Origin of the sequence: Citrobacter freundii complex sp. CFNIH9 (genome assembly GCF_002903305.1) — a bacterium.
Lineage (GTDB): Bacteria > Pseudomonadota > Gammaproteobacteria > Enterobacterales > Enterobacteriaceae > Citrobacter > Citrobacter portucalensis.
This window is the reverse complement of sequence record NZ_CP026238.1, coordinates 2,118,043-2,135,213: the sequence shown is the minus strand read 5'-3', so window position 1 is coordinate 2,135,213 and position 17,171 is coordinate 2,118,043. Positions and strand designations below refer to the sequence as shown.

The window sequence follows — 17,171 nt, the reverse complement described above, 5'->3', positions numbered from 1 at the left end:
GTCACAATTATTTCACAAAAACGCTTGCCGCAAATTTGTAGTTTGATGATAATGATTATCATTGTTACATTGATTGTTATTTTTAAACACTATGTCACGTATGGATAACACAACGGCAACGCCTGCAAAAGACAAAACACCGCCTTCCGTCGCGCCAAACGAGCGACGAATTGACAGTAAAACCCTGCTTGGTAACGAAGGACGCGTGATCATAGAACATGATGGTCAGCACTACCTGCTGCGCCAGACACAAGCCGGAAAACTCATTCTGACTAAATAAACAACACATTTCGCCAGCCACCCAGGTCATACCCAGGCAGCCAGCGCTTTTCGATTTCCTAATGGAGAGTTGCTATGCCTTACCTGCACACCGCTTCCCTGCGCCCATCGCTGTTGGCGCTGGCGATTATCAGTAACCTACCCGCCGTCGCCTGGGCGGCGGTCGAGGATATGACCGTTACCGCCACCGGCAATGCCCGTAGCGCCTTTGAAGCGCCAATGATGGTTAGCGTCATTGACGCCACCGCCCCAGAAAACCAAACCGCCAGCTCCGCTGCCGACCTGTTACGTAAGGTTCCAGGCCTGACCCTTGACGGTACGGGCCGTACCAACGGCCAGGACGTGAATCTGCGCGGCTATGATCGACGCGGAGTTCTGGTACTGGTTGACGGCGTTCGTCAGGGAACCGACACCGGACACCTGAACAGTACCTTCCTCGACCCGGCGCTTATCAAACGCATCGAAGTCGTGCGTGGCCCTTCCGCACTACTGTACGGTAGCGGCGCGCTAGGCGGCGTGATCGCCTATGACACTGCAGATGCCAAAGATCTACTGGACGTCGGGAAAAACAGTGGTTATCGCGTGTTCGGTACCGCGGCGACCGGCGATCACAGTCTCGGCATGGGCGCCAGCACGTATGGCCGTACCGATACGCTTGACGGACTGCTTGCCTGGTCCAGCCGCGATCGCGGTGATTTACGCCAGAGTGACGGTACTACTGCGCCGAATGACGAAGCAATTAACAATATGCTGGCGAAAGGTAGCTGGAAAATTGACAGCGCCCAGACGCTGGCCGGTTCGCTGCGATACTACAATAATGACGCCCGGGAACCTAAAAACCCGCAGACCAGCGCGGCGGATGCCAGCAATCCGATGACCAACCGTTCAACGATCCAGCGTGATGCGCAACTGACCTACTCGCTCGCTCCGGCGGACAATGACTGGCTGAACGCTGACGCCCGTATCTACTGGTCCGAAGCGCGCATTAATGCTCAGAATGCAGATAACACTGGCGAATTCCGCAAGCAAACCACCAAAGGCGGGAAGATCGACAACCGCAGCCGCCTGTTTACCGACTCTTTTGCATCTCACCTGTTGACCTACGGCGGTGAATACTATCGTCAGGAACAACAACCGGGAGGAGCAACAACTGGTTTCCCGGAGGCTAAGATCGATTTCAGCTCCGGCTGGCTCCAGGATGAAATCACCCTGCGCGACCTGCCGGTTACGCTGCTGGGCGGTACCCGTTATGACTCTTATCGCGGCAGCAGCGACGGTTATGAAGATGTCGATGCCGATAAATGGTCGTCCCGCGCCGGATTAACGGTTGCGCCAACTGACTGGCTGATGCTGTTCGGTTCATACGCTCAGGCTTTCCGTGCCCCGACTATGGGCGAGATGTATAACGATGCGAAACACTTCTCGATTGGTCGTTTTTACACCAACTACTGGGTGCCGAACCCTAACCTGCGCCCGGAAACCAACGAAACACAGGAATACGGATTTGGCCTGCGCTTTGACGATCTGCTGATGGCGAGCGACGCGCTCGAATTTAAAGCCAGCTATTTCGACACCAAAGCGAAAGATTACATCTCCACCAGCGTCGATTTCGCCGCTGCGACAACCACGTCCTATAACGTACCCAACGCCAAAATCTGGGGCTGGGACGTGATGGCGAAATATTCCACCGATCTGTTCAGCCTCGACATGGCCTATAACCGCACACGCGGAAAAGATACTGACACCGGCGAATACATTTCAAGCATTAACCCGGACACCGTCACCAGCAAACTGAATGTGCCAGTTGCGCACAGCGGTTTCTCTGTCGGCTGGATAGGGACATTTGCTGACCGTTCAACGCATATCAGCAGCACCTACGCTAAACAGCCCGGCTATGCGGTAAACGATTTCTACGTCAGCTATCAGGGCCAACAAGCGCTGAAAGGCATGACCACCACGCTGGTACTGGGCAACGCCTTCGACAAAGAGTACTGGTCGCCGCAAGGCATTCCGCAGGATGGTCGTAATGGCAAAATTTTCGTGAGTTATCAGTGGTAATCACTTTTCCCCGGTTCGCCGGGGCCGCAATCTGGAAGGAAGAGACAATGAATCATTACACACGCTGGCTGGAACTGAAGAAAGAAAATCCTGGCAAATACGCACGTGATATTGCGGGGTTGATGAATATTAGCGAAGCCGAACTGACCTTTGCACGCGTCGGTCACGATGCCTGGCGCTTACGTGGCGAAGTGCGTGAAATTCTCAGCGCACTGGAAGCAGTTGGCGAAACCAAATGTATTTGCCGCAATGAATACGCAGTACATGAGCAGGTGGGTGCTTTTACCAATCAGCACCTCAACGGTCATGCCGGACTGGTTCTCAATCCGCGCGCCCTCGATCTGCGTCTTTTCCTGAATCAGTGGGCCAGCACCTTTCATATCAGCGAAACAACCGCCCATGGTGAGCGTCAGAGCATTCAGTTCTTCGACCATCAGGGAGATGCGCTGCTGAAGGTCTATACCACGCAAAATACCCTCGTTGAGGAATGGGCAGCGTTGCTGACCCGTTTCATCTTTGCAGAAAACCCGCCGCTGGCACTGCAACCTGCCAACAATTCCGCGCCTGCCGCCGTCACGGTCGATGCGCGGACCGTTGATCAAGAGTGGCGAGCGATGACCGATGTCCACCAGTTCTTCGGTCTGCTGAAACGCCATGAACTCACCCGCCAACAGGCGTTTAATCTGGTGGGCGACGATCTGGCCTGTAAGGTTTCTAATAGTGCACTGGCGCAGTTACTCAACACCGCGCGTCAGGATGGCAACGAAATTATGGTTTTTGTGGGTAATCGCGGCTGTGTACAGATTTTTACCGGCGTGATTGAAAAACTGGTACCGATGAAAGGCTGGCTAAACATCTTCAACCCAACCTTTACCCTACATCTGCTGGAAGAGAGCGTGGCTGAAACGTGGGTGACGCGCAAACCGACCGCCGATGGTCACGTCACCAGTCTGGAACTGTTTGCTGCCGACGGTACGCAAATCGCACAACTGTATGGTCAACGTACGGAAGGCGAGCCGGAACAGACGCAATGGCGCACACAGATTGACGCGCTAACGCCGAAAGGACTGGCCGCATGAAAAAACTGCTGGCCCTGATCGTGCTGCTGCCCTTCGTCGCACTGGCTGCGCCCGAGGAACGAGTTGTTGCCCTCGGTGGCGATGTCACCGAGATCGTATACGCACTGGGAGCACAACCCTCCCTTGTGGCGAGAGACAGCACCAGCCAATGGCCTGCTGCGGCAACCGCGTTACCTGATGTTGGTTATTTGCGCCAGCTCAACGCCGAAGGGATCCTTGCCACACGCCCTACGCTGGTCCTTGCCAGCGCGCAGGCGCAGCCTTCTCTGGTGTTAAAACAGCTCAAGCAGAGCAACGTCAGGGTTGTCACGATCCTAGCAAGCAACGATCTTAACGCGATTGATGAAAAAGTTCGGGTTATCGCCGAGGCTACTCATCGGGAGGCCGACGGCGAAACGCTGCGCGCAACGTTACGTCAGGAACTGGCGACGCTCCCGTCATCTGAACTTAATAAACGTGTGCTGTTTATTCTCAATCATGGCGGGATGACCGCGATGGCGGCGGGCCAGCAAACCGGAGCCGATGCGGCGATTCGTGCCGCAGGTCTACGCAACGCGATGCAGGGCGTTAATCGCTATCAGCCGCTGTCACAAGAAGGCGTCATTGCCAGCCAGCCCGATCTGGTAGTGATTTCACAAGAAGGTGTTAAGGCGATGGGTGGCGAGGCAAATCTGTGGGCGCTACCGGGACTTGCGCAAACACCTGCCGGAAGGAATAAACAGGTATTGCAGGTTGACGATATGGCGCTGTTGGGCTTCAGCGTTCGCACGCCACAGGCTATTTTGCAGCTTCGTGCTAAAGCGGAGCAATTGCCCTGATGTCCCGGCGGATCACCTGTTCATTGTGGATGTTGGCATTGATGCTGGTTGTAATGACGGTTCTGGCTACCGGTTTTGGCGCGTTGCGCCTGCCGGTAAGTCTGCTCTGGCGTGATGGCGATGAGGCATTGCGTCAAATCTGGCTCACGATTCGTCTGCCCCGCGTCCTGCTGGCGCTGGTGATTGGCGGCTCTCTGGCGCTCGCGGGCTGCGTGATGCAGGGGCTGTTTCGCAATCCACTTGCAGACCCTGGATTACTGGGAATAAGCAGTGGCGCCGCCTGCGCTGTGGCCCTGTGGGTGGTGCTGCCTGTATCCTTGCCCGCGCTGCTGATGTTGTATGCTCCAATGCTGGCCGCTTTTTTCGGCGCGCTGGCGGCAACCGTAGTGATTTTTATCCTTAGCCAACAGCGCGACGGTTCACTCTCACGCCTGCTGCTGGTCGGCATTGCCATTAACGCGCTCTGTGGGGCGGCGGTTGGCGTTTTGTCGTGGGTCAGTAATGATGCGCAACTGCGCCAGCTGTCGCTATGGGGAATGGGAAGTCTGGGGGCCGCGCAGTGGTCCACACTGTTGGCTGTCACTTCACTGACAATCCCGACAGTGCTGATCATCTGGCGACTTGCTCCGGCGCTGAATCTTCTGCAACTGGGTGAGGAAGAGGCGCATTATCTCGGCGTTGATGTGCGTACAATCCAGCGTATTTTGCTGCTTTGTAGCGCACTACTGGTTGCCTCAGCCGTGGCGGTAAGCGGCGTGATTGGCTTTATCGGGTTGGTCATCCCACATTTAATACGTATGTGGCTCGGCTCAGACCATCGGGCCGTTATTCCGGGTTCCGTGCTGGCGGGCGCGTTTTTATTGCTGATTGCAGACACACTGGCCCGTACGGCGGTTGCGCCTGCGGAGATGCCGGTCGGTCTGTTGACCAGTCTTCTCGGCGCACCGTGGTTTTTATGGCTTATTTTTCGTCAGCGAGGACCGCATGGCTGAACATTTCATCGCTGAAGGGCTTCACTATCACGTAGCTGGCAGAGCGGTGATCGACGACGTATCACTCGCCCTTACAAAAGGTGAACTGGTGGCGCTCATCGGCCCAAACGGTGCGGGGAAATCCACTCTGCTACGCTTGCTGACCGGTTTTCTGAAACCGGCTACCGGGCGCTGCGTGCTGGCGGGCAAACCGCTGGAGGAGTGGCCTACCCAAATGCTGTCGCGACACCGGGCGGTAATGCGTCAGCAAACGCAACTGGGATTTGACTGGCCGGTAGAGGCCGTCATCGCGATGGGTCGCGCGCCCTGGACCCAACGACCGGAACCTGGGCTTATTGCACAGGTAATGGAGATGACCGGATGTACGCCTCTGGCAGGCCGGCAATACGCCGCGCTTTCCGGCGGCGAGCAACAGCGAGTGCAGTTAGCCCGTGCGCTGGCGCAACTCTGGTGCGACGGTGCGCCTCGCGGTTGGTTATTCCTTGATGAACCGACCTCCGCGCTGGATCTTTACCACCAGCAGCATCTGTTGCGCATGCTAAAAACGCTAACCGCTTCGGGTGAGCTGCATGTGTGCATTGTGCTTCACGATCTGAACCTCGCCGCACTGTGGGCAGACAGAATAGTGCTGCTGCACAACGGCAGGCTGGTGTCGCAGGGAACACCGGAAACTGTGTTACAGGCCGATGATCTGAAGCGCTGGTACGGTGCTCAGGTACACGTTGGCCAGCATCCGGCCAACGCCTCCCCGCAGGTATTTCTGGCCCCTTAGCTTGAACAACTCACTTCCAGCCGTTTGCCCCAGTCAGGTGGACGGCTGGCATAGTCATCATCGCGATCGGCAAACGGGGTACGCAACACCTGGTGCAACCGGTGCAGTTCGGCGTAATCCCCCTGCTCTGCCTGGCTAATCGCCCGTTGCGCCAGCCAGTTACGTAATACCATCGCCGGATTTACCGCCTTCATCTGTGTTTGTCTGACTGCATCGGCAATATTGTCTTGCTGAAGGCGCGAGCGATACCGCGTAAACCAGTCGTCAAATGCTGCGCGGTCGATAAACTCATCGCGCAACGGAGATTGCGCACTGTGCTGCTCCGTTTCGCTGAGCATGCGAAACGTTCGCGTATAGTCGCTTCTTTCTCGCGCCATCAGGCTAAACAGTTCGCTAAGCAGTTCGTTATCGTCTTTCTGCTCGCTAAAGAAGCCGAGCTTTTGCCGCATCCGCTGACCATAGCGAGTTAACAGCGCCAGCTGGTAACTGTCCAGCGCATCATTTAGCGCCTCGACCTGGATAAACGGCGACAGGGTTTGCGCCAGACGTTGCAGGTTCCACAACGCGGCAGCCGGTTGGTTATCGAAACTGTATCGCCCCTGGTTGTCAGAGTGGTTGCAGATATAATCAGGCACGTAATCATCAAGAAAACCGAATGGACCGTAATCCATCGTCAGACCCAGAATCGACATGTTGTCCGTGTTCATAACACCATGTGCAAATCCTACCGCCTGCCAGTCAGCGATTAACGTCGCAGTACGCGTGACAACATCGTTAAACCACAGCTGATACTTATCGGCTTCTTCCTGCCATTGCGGCCAGTAATGGCGAATCGCAAAGTCAGCCAACTCGCGCACTTTTTCCGGCTCTCGGCGATAGTAAAAATGCTCAAAATGGCCAAACCGCATATGGCTTTGCGCCACGCGAATGAGCATCGCCCCAGCTTCGACCGTTTCGCGATAAACCGGCGTGTCACTGGTGACAATCGACAATGCCCGCGTGGTCGGTATTCCCAGGTAGTACATCGCTTCACTGGCCAGGCTTTCACGAATGGTCGAGCGCAGCACGGCACGCCCATCACCCATGCGGGAATACGGCGTGAGTCCGGCGCCTTTCAGGTGCCAGTCAAACGTTGAACCATCCGCGAGCTGTTGTTCGCCCAGCAGGATCCCACGTCCGTCGCCAAGCTGACCAGCCCAGACGCCGAACTGATGCCCACTATAAACCTGGGCTAAAGGCGACATCCCGGGAAGCAACGATTCGCCGCCCCAAACGCCTGCACCAGTCGGAATATCAAATAGCGCCGCAGGAATTGCTAATTGCTCCGCCAGCGCATCGTTATGCCAGATAAGGCGCGCGTTTTTCAGAGGGGTGGGTGAAAGCGCGGTATAGGTTGCTGGTAGTTCATCACGCCAGCGAGTGGTAAAAGACAGGGTCATAGGGCCTCCTGCCTCTAGTGTAGACTGTTAATAGGCTGTTAAACACCAGCAAATAAAAGGGTTATATCTTAGCGAGCGAAATTATCTGCGCAGGAGGCACCGCAGGCCACAATCCTCCCTGCATGGCACTGAATCCCACAGGCAAGACGCGCTCCAGCATCTCTTGTGTATCAATTCCGCTAATGATTATTGACTCACAGCTGGGCGATAGTTGCGTCAGAATAGCCCGCATAAACGGTTCAAACGAAATATGTGCAATCCTTTGTTGAACAAAGTTTTTATCCAGCACGACGCGTTTGAACAGGCCGTCAAAAATTGCCCGGGTTGATATACCGCCAGAACCATAGTTTGTCAGGACTAATGGAAATCGCGCAGCAAGTGCGGCCAATATTGGATTATCTTTACCTTTGTTTAACTCCGGATAGCTTTCATTAATAGTCAGCTCCAGAAATGAAAATCGTTCAACTTGTGAAGCAAATTCAGTATCTGATAATAAAGTATTAGCAACTGCTGGCGTTAAATTAATCCAGGCGGATACTTTTCGCCGAATAAAAAAATGTTGGCACGTTTCGATTAATTCTAGGGAAGGTGCGAACAAGTTCCTGATATGAGATCATCATATTCATCCGGAGCGCATCCCAGAGGGACATCATGAGCCATCAACTCACCTTCGCCGATAGTGAATTCAGCACTAAGCGCCGTCAGACCCGAAAAGAGATTTTCCTCTCCCGCATGGAGCAGATTCTGCCATGGCAGAATATGACCGCTGTCATCGAGCCGTTTTATCCCAAGGCGGGCAATGGCCGACGGCCCTATCCGCTGGAGACCATGCTGCGTATTCACTGCATGCAGCATTGGTACAACCTGAGCGACGGTGCCATGGAAGATGCCCTGTACGAAATCGCCTCCATGCGCCTGTTTGCCCGGTTATCCCTGGATAGCGCCCTGCCGGATCGCACCACCATCATGAATTTCCGCCACCTGCTCGAGCAGCATCAACTGGCCCGTCAATTGTTCAAGACCATCAATCGCTGGCTGGCCGAAGCAGGCGTCATGATGACCCAAGGCACTTTGGTGGATGCCACCATCATTGAGGCACCCAGCTCGACCAAGAACAAAGAGCAGCAACGCGATCCGGAGATGCATCAGACCAAGAAAGGCAATCAGTGGCACTTTGGCATGAAGGCCCACATTGGTGTCGATGCCAAGAGTGGCCTGACCCACAGCCTAGTCACCACCGCGGCCAACGAGCATGACCTCAATCAGCTGGGTAATCTGCTGCATGGAGAGGAGCAATTTGTCTCAGCCGATGCCGGCTACCAAGGAGCGCCACAGCGCGAGGAGCTGGCCGAGGTGGATGTGGACTGGCTGATCGCCGAGCGTCCCGGCAGGGTAAAAACCTTGAAGCAGCATCCGCGCAAGAACAAAACGGCCATCAACATCGAATACATGAAAGCCAGCATCCGTGCCAGGGTGGAGCACCCGTTTCGCATCATCAAGCGGCAGTTCGGCTTCGTGAAAGCCAGATACAAGGGGCTGCTGAAAAACGATAACCAACTGGCGATGTTATTCACCCTGGCCAACCTGTTTCGGGTGGACCAAATGATACGTCAGTGGGAGAGATCTCAGTAAAAACCGGAAATAACGCCAGAAATGGTGGAAAAAATAGCCTAAATAGGCTGATTCGATGTGTTTGCGGGAAAAAAATCGGCCCAGATCCGCGAAATTTTAATCAGCGAGTCAGCTTGGGAAGAAATGACCTGCTTATTCGCACCTTCCCTAGTTTTTCTACAAATAAACGACATTGTTCGTCGTCTGACATCCGAGGTAGGACCAGCTCGGTGGGTATACGCACATCCCCATGCGCACTGGCGAAACTGGTGATGATATCGACGAATTCAAGATCGCCTTTTTCGCTTCTCGCAGGAAGAAAAGAGAACTCAGAATGGTAAAGATTATCCAGTGAAACAATCATCGTGCCAGCCCCGCTGCATGGGTGTTATCCGGCATCCTGTAGCAAAGGATGGAGAAATACGTTACTGCTGATGCAAGTAGAGGCCCTTTCATTTTTCCCTTTTTAGCCGGTAAATCGAATCCTTTTTTTTAGCTTATCCTGATTATAAGCGAATATCCAGCTTTGCACTTTTTAATATCTCGGAATAAATCATATTTTTAGCAAGATACGCTCTTAATGTTCAGGGGTATTGTCTAACCAAAAGCAGAAATAAAAGTTAACTTTCAAATGGTGATGTTGAGGCTGCGCACTCGATGGCAGCCTCGGAGTTGCGGGGGATTAAATACGTCGCGCCTGCCAAAAGTTTTTACGCCAGTAAACGTTATCCAGAGACGAGCGCATCACGCCACGGCTGGTTGAAGCATGAATAAATTGATTATTGGTATCGTAAATACCAACATGCAGACCGCTTTCCCCAGACCCGGTTTTAAAGAAAACCAGATCGCCGGGCAGCAAATCGTCTTTATCAATTTCGGTACCAATCTTTGATTGCGTACGCGTATCGCGCGGAAGTTGCAGGTCGAATTTATCGCGCATCGTCATCAAAACAAATCCAGAACAATCCACCCCACTACGACTCATACCGCCATAACGATAGGGTGTGCCATGCCAGGTTTGTAGCTGATCATTAAGACCGGCGATAACGGCAATAGAATCCGACAAGCGGGCATTTGGCGCAGGCGCACGATGGCTGCTGCAGCCCGCCAAAAACAATGCTGTGATGAAAAGGAGCCAAAAGCGCATTCAGTACGAATCCTCTGAATTTTATTTTTATGCCAATTTAGCGTGGAAATTATATGATTTTCAAGAACCCATTTCACTTAAGTGGTTGATATGAGCATTCTGTGCCCTTCAATATCCAAACGACGGAAGTTGACGCCATAGGCCGCAGACAGATTGGCCGGCGTCAGTACCGCATCTCGTGAACCACTGGCAAGCAGTTTCCCGCGTTTGAGTAGCCAGGCTTTATGCGCATGGCGTAAGGTGTGATTAAGGTCGTGGCTACTCATCACAATCGCTATGCCCTGCAAACACAGCTGACTCAACAGTCGGTCCAGTGCGTTTTGTTGCGCGACGTCCAGACTGTTCATCGGCTCATCCAGCAGTAAAAGCTGACCTAATGGATTCGCTTGTGGGCAAATCTGCAGGATAACCGCAGCCAGGCGCACACGCTGCCACTCACCGCCGGAAAGTTGGTTCACGCCGCGCCCCAGTTTATCTCCCAGGCCGAGCGCATCGGCGATCTCCTGTAACAGATCGGTGCGTGCTTTGTCGGGTTGATGCAGCGTCAGAAAATGCCAGACCGGCATGGCAAACGGCGGATTTTGCTGTTGCGCAAGATAGGCGCGATATTGCGCCAGCCTGGCGGCGGGCCATTCCTCCAACGGCATATCACCAAAAGTGATACTGCCCTCTCCGTTTGTCAGACCCGCCATACGCGCCAACAACGTACTTTTTCCGGCACCGTTTGGTCCCACTAAATGCAGGATCTCTCCTGCTTTGATCTCACCAGAAAGCGGGCCGAGACGGGTCGATTCCGCGACGTCCTGTAGCTGCATCAATCGAGACATTAGTTTGCCAGCGCCTGCTTGATGGTTTGCACCAGGATGGGATCCTCAGGCGTCATATCCGGTGAGAATCGTTGCAGCACTTTTCCATCGCGACCCACTAAAAACTTCTCGAAATTCCACAGGATATCGTCCGGGTAGAGCGGCGCACGACCTTTGCTCGCCATTCGCTCGTAGAACCCACTGTCCGCAGGCGCAACGGCCGTTGGCGCGGCATCAATCAGCTTCTGATACAGCGGATGGCGTCCCTCGCCGTTGACGTCAATTTTGCTGAACATCGGGAAAGTTACGCCCCATGTGGTGCTGCAGTACGTTTTTATTTCCTCTTCGCTGCCCGGCTCCTGACCCAGAAACTGATTGCAAGGGAAACCAAGAACGCTGAAGCCCTGTTGGTGCCAGGCTTTCTGCAGATTTTCCAGTTGCTCGTACTGCGGCGTCAGTCCACATTTTGAAGCAACGTTGACGATTAACAGCACATTCCCGGAATACGGCTGCAGTGAGGTAACCTCGCCGTCGATGGTCGTCACTTCTGTATCGAGGATAGTGTTTTGCATAGCATCTCCAGAACAACAGGTGGATTTTCAGTTTTTAATCATAGACCGAACCAACGCGTTCTAGCGCGAGGCTTTTAACAATAGCCAGATAAATACCGGTGCACCCATGGTGGCCGTTACCACGCCGATAGGTAACTCAGCCGAGGCCAGCACCAAACGCGCGACAACATCAGCAAACAATAATGCGATTGCGCCAGCCAACGCACAACCTGGCAGTAAAACACGGTGATCGGTGAGGCCGCACAGTCGCAAAATATGCGGGATCACAAGCCCAATAAAACCAATCGCCCCTGCCAGAGCCACGCTCACGCCAACCATCCAGCCTGTGGCAACCACCAGCAGGTTGCGCCAGAACCATAATGGCAGTCCCAGCTGACGCGCAGAAGTTTCTCCTAACGCCAGCATATTCATCGGCTGCGACTGACAGCAGATCCACACCAGCACCGGAATCAACGCCACCATGAGCCAGGCCTGATGCCAGTCTACGCCACCGAAGCCCCCCATCATCCAGTACATCAGCTGACGTAAATCAAACGAGGTAGAGAAGTAGATAGCCCATGTCATCAGCGCGCTACAGATAATCCCCAGCGCCACCCCCGCCAGCAGCAGGCGGCTGGTAGACAGATGCCGACGGGCGAAACGTAGCAGAATAAGCGTGATAATCAGCGCTCCGGCAATGGCGCAAAGGCCCAACGCCCAGCCGGGGAGTTGCCCCTGCCCCAGCAGCACCGCCGCGATAAGCCCGACTCCCGCGCCGTTAGATACGCCCAGTAATCCAGGCTCTGCGAGCGGGTTTTCAAACAGAGCTTGCATCACTGCGCCAGATAAGGCCAATGCAGCGCCTACCAGCAAAACGGCAAGGGTACGGGGAAGTCGAATTTGCCAGACGAACAGATCGCCGCGGGCGCTGAACCAGTCGCCGGGAGCGATCCATTGTTCTCCTGCGCACAAGCTTAGAATCGTTGCCAGTAGCATCAGTACTGACAGTGACAGTATCCAGCGTACGTTTCGGCGCTGTTGTTGATGGGCGAAAGTCAGCATGTTTTCCATTCTGCTGAAAAGAGATGGAGGTGATTCTACGGTGCTGATTCGGTAGTGAAAAGGAAAAAGGCCGCATAGCGGCCTTTTTAGTTATACGCGTCATACTCTGCGTATCGTTAAATCACTCTTCTTTGGGCGTTGCGTTTTCAACCCGGCTTTTTAACTTCTGTCCGGGTCTGAAGGTCACCACGCGCCGTGCTGTAATGGGAATATCTTCGCCCGTTTTCGGGTTACGGCCCGGACGTTGATTCTTATCACGCAGATCGAAGTTACCAAAACCAGAGAGTTTTACCTGCTCACCATTTTCCAGAGCACGACGGATCTCTTCGAAAAACAGCTCGACCAGTTCTTTGGCATCCCGCTTGCTAAGCCCAAGCTTATCAAACAGATATTCTGACATTTCAGCTTTTGTAAGCGCCATAGGTTCAATCCCTCAATGATGCCTGGAATCGCTCTTTTAATGCCTCTACACATTTGGCGACGGTAGCGGCAATCTCCTCTTCTTCAAGTGTACGGCTGGTATCCTGAAGGATCAGGCTGATAGCGAGGCTCTTATAGCCCTCCGCAACACCCTTACCGCGGTACACGTCAAATAAGTTTACGCCAACTACCTGATTTACGCCAACTTTCTTACACTCGGATAAAATATCCGCAGCGGGAACGTTTTCTGCCACAACGACTGCGATATCGCGACGGTTCGCTGGGAAGCGAGAAACTTCACGCGCCTGAGGCACCACGCGGTCTGCGAGCTTATTCCACTCCAGTTCAAACACCAGAGTGCGACCGTTCAGATCAAGTTTACGTTCCAGTTCAGGATGAACAACCCCAATGAAACCAATACGTTCACCTTTCAGATAAATCGCCGCAGACTGACCCGGATGCAGTGCTGGATTCGCTTCAGCTTTGAACTGAATGTCTGCCAGTTTGCCTGTCAGGTCGAGAACCGCTTCCAGATCGCCTTTCAGATCATAGAAATCAACGGTCTCTTTTGCCAGATTCCAGTGTTCATCATGACGGTTACCGCAGATCACGCCAGCCAGCATCAGATCCTGACGGATCCCGAGATTGGCCTGCGTATCTGGCACGAAACGTAAACCCGTTTCGAAAATACGTACGCGGTTCTGCTGACGATTCTGGTTATACACTACCGTAGACAGCAAGCCAGTCCACAGGGACAAACGCATTGCCGACATATCAATAGAGATTGGGCTTGGCAGCAGCAGCGCTTCTTCACCCGGATGCAGCAGCGACTGGACTTTCGGGTCGACGAAGCTATAGGTAATGACTTCCTGGTAGCCTTTGTCATTCAGCATGGTTTTTACACGTTTCAGCGACAAATCCGCTTCACGATGCGTACCCATGATAAGACCCGCCTGAATCGGCGTGTTCGGGATATTGTCATAACCGTATACGCGGGCGACTTCTTCGACCAGGTCTTCTTCGATTTCCATATCGAAACGCCAGCTCGGCGCGACCGCTTTCCACTCATCCTGCCCTTCCGTCACGTCACAACCCAGACGACGCAGAATGTCGCTCACCTGCTCATCGGTAATATGGTGTCCGATCAGACGATCCAGTTTGCTACGACGAAGCGTAATGGTTGCGCGTTTTGGCAGCGTGGCTTCGTTCGTCACGTCAATGACTGGGCCCGCTTCACCGCCGCAGATATCAATCAGCAGGCGCGTTGCACGTTCCATGGCCTTATGTTGCAGCGCAGGATCGACACCACGTTCATAGCGGTGAGATGCATCGGTGTGCAGACCGTGACGGCGCGCGCGACCGGTAATAGACAGCGGGCTGAAGAATGCACATTCCAGCAGGACGTTTTGTGTTTCATCGTTCACGCCGGAATGTTCGCCACCAAAGATGCCGCCCATCGCCAGCGCTTTGTTGTGGTCCGCAATCACCAGCGTATCTGCATTCAGCTTCGCTTCGCTGCCGTCCAGCAATACCAGGGTCTCACCCTCTTTTGCCATACGGACAACAATTCCGCCTTCAATGCGGTCTTTGTCGAATGCGTGCATCGGCTGGCCCAGTTCGAGCAGCACATAGTTAGTCACGTCAACCACGGCATCGATAGAACGAATACCGCAACGACGCAGTTTTTCTTTCATCCACAGCGGGGTCGGCGCTTTAACATTGATGCCTTTCACCACGCGGCCCAGATAGCGTGGGCAGGCTTCCACGGCTTCGACCTGAATCGGCAGGACGTCGCTAATGGTCGCGGCTACTGGCGCGATTTCCGGCTCAACCAGCGGGGCTTTGTTCAGTACAGCAACATCACGCGCCACACCGATGATGCCTAAGCAGTCGGCGCGGTTCGGCGTGACGCTGATTTCGATGGTGTTGTCGTCAAGCTTCAGATATTCACGGATATCGGTGCCAATTGGCGCATCGGCAGGCAGTTCGATAATCCCGTTATGATCGTCGGAAATACCCAGCTCGGAGAACGAGCACAGCATGCCTTCAGACGGTTCACCGCGCAGTTTCGCGGCTTTAATTTTGAAATCGCCCGGCAGAACGGCACCAACGGTTGCCACAGCCACTTTCAACCCCTGACGGCAGTTTGGCGCACCGCAGACGATATCCAGCAGGCGGTCGCCGCCTACATTCACTTTGGTGACGCGCAGTTTGTCAGCGTTAGGGTGTTGGCCGCATTCAACCACTTCACCTACCACAACGCCATTGAACGCGCCGGAAACAGGTTCCACACCGTCAACTTCAAGACCCGCCATCGTGATTTGGTTTGACAGCGCATCGCTATCAATCGCCGGATTTACCCATTCGCGTAACCACAGTTCACTGAATTTCATTGTTTTATCCTGCCTTTATTTAAACTGTTTGAGGAAACGCAGATCGTTTTCGAAGAAAGAACGCAGATCGGTAACGCCGTAACGCAGCATAGTAAGACGCTCCATACCCATACCGAATGCAAAGCCGGAATAGATTTCCGGATCGATTCCAACGTTACGCAACACGTTCGGGTGAACCATCCCGCAGCCCAGCACTTCCAGCCATTTGCCGTTTTTGCCCATCACGTCAACTTCCGCAGATGGTTCAGTGAACGGGAAGTAGGAAGGACGAAAACGAACCTGCAGGTCTTCTTCAAAGAAGTTGCGCAGGAAATCGTGCAGCGTGCCTTTCAGATTGGTGAAGTTGATGTTGGTATCAACAATCAGCCCTTCCATCTGGTGGAACATTGGGGTGTGAGTCTGATCGTAATCGTTACGATATACGCGGCCCGGGGCGATAATACGGATCGGCGGCTGTTTTTCTTTCATGGTGCGGATCTGCACGCCGGAAGTCTGTGTGCGCAGCAGACGCGTCGCGTCAAACCAGAAAGTGTCGTGGTCAGCGCGCGCCGGGTGATGGCCAGGAATGTTGAGCGCATCGAAGTTATGATAGTCATCTTCGATTTCCGGACCGGTCGCCACGGTAAAGCCCAGCTCACCGAAGAAACTTTCAATCCTGTCGATTGTACGCGTCACCGGGTGCAGACCGCCGTTTTCGATACGACGCCCAGGAAGGGAGATATCGATCGTTTCTTCAGCCAGACGAGCATTCAGCGCAGCACTTTCTAATTCGGCCTTACGCGCGTTCAGCGCTTGCTGTACCTGCTCTTTGGCTTCGTTAATCACCGCACCTGCTGCCGGGCGCTCTTCTGGCGGCAGTTCGCGCAGGGTTGTCATCTGAAGGGTCAGGTGCCCTTTCTTGCCCAAATATTCGACGCGGACATTGTCTAACGCGGCAACATCTGAAGCCTGGTTAATGGCGGCCGTTGCACTGGCAACCAGCTCTGCGAGATGTGACATGGTTTTCCTCGTTATGTTGCGATATTCACTAGTCGCTCGTATATACGCAAAATCATTCAAGTTGTATCAACGCGGCCAAAGAGCGAATGCAGCCAATACAGAGACAACTTGAAGGATGACGCGTATAAAAAAAGCCTCCACCAGGGAGGCTTTTAGGCGCTGTTTTCCGTTTCTTCTTTCACGCGCAAGCCTCCTGAGTTCAGGTGCTAAAGTAAAAGAAGAAGCGGAAAATAGCAGCATTCATGCTTGCGTTACCTTGTGTGGTAAAAACCGGACAACCTTTATTGAAAAGGCTTACGGATAAATTGTCAACTAATTGATTGCACTACAAATAAAAGAGAGGGAGCCAGGCTCCCTCTTTTCACCGGCTTATGCCAGAGCTGCTTTCGCTTTTTCGACCAGAGCGGTGAACGCTACTTTGTCGAATACTGCGATGTCAGCCAGGATCTTACGGTCGATTTCAACAGAGGCTTTTTTCAGGCCGTTGATGAATTTGCTGTAAGAAATACCGTTCTGACGTGCTGCTGCGTTGATACGCGCAATCCACAGTTGACGGAACTGACGCTTTTTCTGACGACGGTCACGATAAGCGTACTGACCAGCTTTGATAACAGCCTGGAAGGCAACGCGGTATACGCGAGAACGCGCACCGTAGTAGCCTTTAGCTTGTTTCAAAATTTTCTTGTGACGTGCACGGGCAACTACACCACGTTTTACGCGAGCCATATGTGCTCTCCTGTATCTA

The 17,171-nt window shown here is 53.7% G+C and carries 17 protein-coding genes, 1 pseudogene and 1 other annotated feature; of the genes and pseudogenes, 7 read left to right on the top strand and 11 right to left on the bottom strand.

All coding sequences use genetic code 11. The annotated features are described in order from the left end of the window. The first annotated feature begins 91 nt into the window (after nt 1–91). The 6 genes from hemP to C2U43_RS10795 all read left to right on the top strand — a co-directional run bounded on the left by hemP (nt 92) and on the right by C2U43_RS10795 (nt 5,998). Entirely contained in the window at nt 92–280 is a 189-nt protein-coding gene (gene hemP, locus C2U43_RS10820) for a hemin uptake protein HemP (protein ID WP_032943171.1), read from the top strand. 74 nt (nt 281–354) lie between these two features. Next, the gene (locus C2U43_RS10815; protein ID WP_103285107.1) at nt 355–2,337 is read left to right on the top strand and encodes a TonB-dependent hemoglobin/transferrin/lactoferrin family receptor; all 1,983 of its coding nucleotides are present in this window, start codon (nt 355–357) and stop codon (nt 2,335–2,337) included. Between the two features lie 47 nt (nt 2,338–2,384). Further along, the gene (gene chuS / locus C2U43_RS10810; protein WP_103285106.1) at nt 2,385–3,416 is read left to right on the top strand and encodes a hematinate-forming heme oxygenase ChuS; all 1,032 of its coding nucleotides are present in this window, start codon (nt 2,385–2,387) and stop codon (nt 3,414–3,416) included. Next, a complete protein-coding gene (locus C2U43_RS10805; RefSeq protein ID WP_103285105.1) occupies nt 3,413–4,234 on the top strand; it encodes a heme/hemin ABC transporter substrate-binding protein in 822 nt (273 codons plus the stop codon). Before chuS ends, C2U43_RS10805 begins: the two co-directional genes overlap by 4 nt. Continuing rightward, nucleotides 4,234–5,226: a FecCD family ABC transporter permease gene (locus tag C2U43_RS10800; protein WP_003832595.1), complete on the top strand. Its 993-nt coding sequence runs from the start codon at nt 4,234–4,236 to the stop codon at nt 5,224–5,226. The genes C2U43_RS10805 and C2U43_RS10800 overlap by 1 nt, the downstream gene beginning before the upstream one ends. Beyond that, the gene (locus C2U43_RS10795) at nt 5,219–5,998 is read left to right on the top strand and encodes a heme ABC transporter ATP-binding protein (protein WP_103285104.1); all 780 of its coding nucleotides are present in this window, start codon (nt 5,219–5,221) and stop codon (nt 5,996–5,998) included. The genes C2U43_RS10800 and C2U43_RS10795 overlap by 8 nt, the downstream gene beginning before the upstream one ends. Here C2U43_RS10795 and selO read toward each other — a convergent pair. Further along, nucleotides 5,995–7,437, bottom strand: coding sequence for a protein adenylyltransferase SelO (gene selO, locus C2U43_RS10790; protein ID WP_103285103.1), 1,443 nt, complete (start codon nt 7,435–7,437; stop codon nt 5,995–5,997). The two genes, C2U43_RS10795 and selO, sit on opposite strands and share 4 nt — an antisense overlap. Before the next feature lie 61 nt (nt 7,438–7,498). Continuing rightward, a pseudogene (locus C2U43_RS10785) lies at nt 7,499–8,035 on the bottom strand (EAL domain-containing protein); the annotation flags it as partial. Between the two features lie 53 nt (nt 8,036–8,088). Here C2U43_RS10785 and C2U43_RS10780 point away from each other — a divergent pair. Beyond that, nucleotides 8,089–9,069: an IS5-like element ISKpn26 family transposase gene (locus C2U43_RS10780; protein WP_000019450.1), complete on the top strand. Its 981-nt coding sequence runs from the start codon at nt 8,089–8,091 to the stop codon at nt 9,067–9,069. Between the two features lie 661 nt (nt 9,070–9,730). On the opposite strand, the gene C2U43_RS10765 is transcribed toward C2U43_RS10780, so the two are convergent. From C2U43_RS10765 to rplT, 9 genes are all read right to left on the bottom strand, one after another. Beyond that, the gene (locus C2U43_RS10765; protein ID WP_003832591.1) at nt 9,731–10,195 is read right to left on the bottom strand and encodes an NlpC/P60 family protein; all 465 of its coding nucleotides are present in this window, start codon (nt 10,193–10,195) and stop codon (nt 9,731–9,733) included. A gap of 77 nt (nt 10,196–10,272) precedes the next feature. Continuing rightward, nucleotides 10,273–11,022, bottom strand: a complete 750-nt coding sequence (btuD, locus tag C2U43_RS10760; protein ID WP_008784579.1) for a vitamin B12 ABC transporter ATP-binding protein BtuD — start codon at nt 11,020–11,022, stop codon at nt 10,273–10,275. After that, on the bottom strand, nt 11,022–11,573 hold the full coding sequence (locus C2U43_RS10755; protein ID WP_003832585.1) for a glutathione peroxidase: 552 nt from the start codon (nt 11,571–11,573) through the stop codon (nt 11,022–11,024). The genes btuD and C2U43_RS10755 overlap by 1 nt, the downstream gene beginning before the upstream one ends. Before the next feature lie 60 nt (nt 11,574–11,633). Then, the gene (gene btuC, locus C2U43_RS10750; RefSeq protein WP_103285102.1) at nt 11,634–12,614 is read right to left on the bottom strand and encodes a vitamin B12 ABC transporter permease BtuC; all 981 of its coding nucleotides are present in this window, start codon (nt 12,612–12,614) and stop codon (nt 11,634–11,636) included. Nucleotides 12,615–12,735: 121 nt separating this feature from the next. Then, nucleotides 12,736–13,035, bottom strand: a complete 300-nt coding sequence (gene ihfA, locus C2U43_RS10745) for an integration host factor subunit alpha (RefSeq protein WP_003030571.1) — start codon at nt 13,033–13,035, stop codon at nt 12,736–12,738. A gap of 4 nt (nt 13,036–13,039) precedes the next feature. After that, complete coding sequence (gene pheT, locus C2U43_RS10740) at nt 13,040–15,427, bottom strand: phenylalanine--tRNA ligase subunit beta (RefSeq protein WP_103285101.1); 2,388 nt, start codon at nt 15,425–15,427, stop codon at nt 13,040–13,042. A 15-nt stretch (nt 15,428–15,442) separates the two neighbouring features. Further along, nucleotides 15,443–16,426, bottom strand: coding sequence for a phenylalanine--tRNA ligase subunit alpha (gene pheS, locus C2U43_RS10735; RefSeq protein WP_003832580.1), 984 nt, complete (start codon nt 16,424–16,426; stop codon nt 15,443–15,445). Nucleotides 16,427–16,550: 124 nt separating this feature from the next. Next, nucleotides 16,551–16,675 (bottom strand) — a sequence feature (Phe leader region). Continuing rightward, nucleotides 16,626–16,670: a pheST operon leader peptide PheM gene (gene pheM / locus C2U43_RS29360; protein ID WP_001386830.1), complete on the bottom strand. Its 45-nt coding sequence runs from the start codon at nt 16,668–16,670 to the stop codon at nt 16,626–16,628. Its footprint overlaps the feature before it by 45 nt. 120 nt (nt 16,676–16,795) lie before the next feature. Continuing rightward, the gene (rplT, locus tag C2U43_RS10725; protein ID WP_003030578.1) at nt 16,796–17,152 is read right to left on the bottom strand and encodes a 50S ribosomal protein L20; all 357 of its coding nucleotides are present in this window, start codon (nt 17,150–17,152) and stop codon (nt 16,796–16,798) included. Between the last annotated feature and the right edge of the window lie 19 nt (nt 17,153–17,171).

Coding starts and splice junctions, on each gene's coding strand:
- btuD (WP_008784579.1), bottom strand. CDS start 11,022: ATGTCTCGATTGATGCAGCTACAGGACGTCGCGGAATCGACCCGTCTC.
- C2U43_RS10780 (WP_000019450.1), top strand. CDS start 8,089: ATGAGCCATCAACTCACCTTCGCCGATAGTGAATTCAGCACTAAGCGC.
- C2U43_RS10805 (WP_103285105.1), top strand. CDS start 3,413: ATGAAAAAACTGCTGGCCCTGATCGTGCTGCTGCCCTTCGTCGCACTG.
- rplT (WP_003030578.1), bottom strand. CDS start 17,152: ATGGCTCGCGTAAAACGTGGTGTAGTTGCCCGTGCACGTCACAAGAAA.
- C2U43_RS10765 (WP_003832591.1), bottom strand. CDS start 10,195: ATGCGCTTTTGGCTCCTTTTCATCACAGCATTGTTTTTGGCGGGCTGC.
- C2U43_RS10800 (WP_003832595.1), top strand. CDS start 4,234: ATGTCCCGGCGGATCACCTGTTCATTGTGGATGTTGGCATTGATGCTG.
- pheS (WP_003832580.1), bottom strand. CDS start 16,426: ATGTCACATCTCGCAGAGCTGGTTGCCAGTGCAACGGCCGCCATTAAC.
- selO (WP_103285103.1), bottom strand. CDS start 7,437: ATGACCCTGTCTTTTACCACTCGCTGGCGTGATGAACTACCAGCAACC.
- hemP (WP_032943171.1), top strand. CDS start 92: ATGTCACGTATGGATAACACAACGGCAACGCCTGCAAAAGACAAAACA.
- ihfA (WP_003030571.1), bottom strand. CDS start 13,035: ATGGCGCTTACAAAAGCTGAAATGTCAGAATATCTGTTTGATAAGCTT.
- chuS (WP_103285106.1), top strand. CDS start 2,385: ATGAATCATTACACACGCTGGCTGGAACTGAAGAAAGAAAATCCTGGC.
- C2U43_RS10815 (WP_103285107.1), top strand. CDS start 355: ATGCCTTACCTGCACACCGCTTCCCTGCGCCCATCGCTGTTGGCGCTG.
- btuC (WP_103285102.1), bottom strand. CDS start 12,614: ATGCTGACTTTCGCCCATCAACAACAGCGCCGAAACGTACGCTGGATA.
- pheT (WP_103285101.1), bottom strand. CDS start 15,427: ATGAAATTCAGTGAACTGTGGTTACGCGAATGGGTAAATCCGGCGATT.
- C2U43_RS10755 (WP_003832585.1), bottom strand. CDS start 11,573: ATGCAAAACACTATCCTCGATACAGAAGTGACGACCATCGACGGCGAG.
- C2U43_RS10795 (WP_103285104.1), top strand. CDS start 5,219: ATGGCTGAACATTTCATCGCTGAAGGGCTTCACTATCACGTAGCTGGC.